1 protein-coding gene is annotated in these 1,479 nt (G+C 38.2%); it reads left to right on the top strand.

Annotated elements, in window-relative coordinates; translation table 11 throughout:
* Positions 1–1,479, top strand: a 1,479-nt coding sequence (locus FLB_RS14380; protein ID WP_197488948.1) for a hypothetical protein, incomplete at both ends; no start/stop codon positions are given.

Genomic DNA, 1,479 nt, shown 5'->3' on the forward strand with positions numbered 1-1,479 from the left:
AACCATCTCCTTACACTGTTAGGTTGTATAGAGATAATGGATCGGGGGGATTAGGGGCGTTAGTGGCTACTTCTACTTCAAATACCCTATCAGGTTCATTTATTAACTTAAATTCAGGGAATTATATTATTAGTTTTGAAAATGTTACGCCAAAAGATTTATTCAATGGGTATTCAGCCGCCTTTGCTTCGAGCGCGGCTCAAACCTATACCAAAGCCATTACTATTGAACCTTATACGGATATTAGTGTAAGTACTTCAACTGCTGTTTGTGATGTAAACACCTCAAATTCAGGAATAATTAATGCGCAAGTTTCCTCTGGAACGATTGTGTATCCAATGACTTTTACTTTATATGCTGCATCAAATCTATCGACAGCAGTTCAAGGGCCATTTACGGTTACTAGTCCCACAACTAATTATACCTTTACTGGTTTAGCGACAGGAAATTATGTTGTTAAAGTTACAAATCCTTGTTATACAATCAATAGTAATGTTACTATTAGTAATACAAATACAGCCCCTTCTGCGCAAGTTTCTAATGCAACGGTATGTCCAAACAGTCCCACAACATTAGGAGTTATTTCGGCTACTAATAACTTATATGATATTACATGGAGAGATAATAATGGTGTTGTAGTTGGTACAGGAATGCCTGTAACGCTTACACCTTCAGCCACCACGACCTACACGGCTAGTTATGTTTTAAAGCCTACCTTTGGTTGTCCAAATCCAACAACTTATCAATCGGACGTTACGGTTACGGTGACACCAGATGCAGATTTATCCTTGGCAGTTTCCGATATTAACTTATGCGATGGTACTTCACCAAGTATTACCATTTCGAATACGCAAAGTGGATTTTCCTATGAGATAGTGAATTCTAGTGGGACTTCTTTTTCACCACCTGTTACAGCAAATGGTAATGGAGGAAGTGTAACGATTGCCATTCCTAATACTATTGCACTAGTTGCAGGGCAAACTTTAAAGGTAAAAACAACAAATGGTAATGCGGGATGTACAGGTATTTTAACAGATGTTTCTAATGTTTTAGATGGTACGTTTAATATTACCTGTCCAACTTTTCCATCGACTTCTATTCCGTGTTACGCAGATATGCCCTCACAAACCTCTTATACAATTGCTCAATTTCAAGCATTAGGCAATGGCAATGGTATTGTTGATGTTGTAGGATGTGGCGTAGTTGAAATCACAGCGACTAATGGATCAAACCCAGGTTGTGAAGGAAATGTAACAAGAACGTATACAATTACCGAATATGCTGATCCAAATAATAATGATGTTAGAGATTCAGGGGAGAATACCATCTTAAAACAAACTACTTGTACTCAAACAATCACTATCGAAAGAGCTGATTTCACTATGCCAGCCAATGGAGCTTCAACAGTAGCTTGTCAAGCAGACATTGTAACTCCAACGGTTCCAACAGTAACGGATAATTGTGGCAATACCTTAACGC

The sequence above is a fragment of the Flavobacterium succinicans genome, assembly GCF_001662485.1.
GTDB lineage: Bacteria > Bacteroidota > Bacteroidia > Flavobacteriales > Flavobacteriaceae > Flavobacterium > Flavobacterium succinicans_A.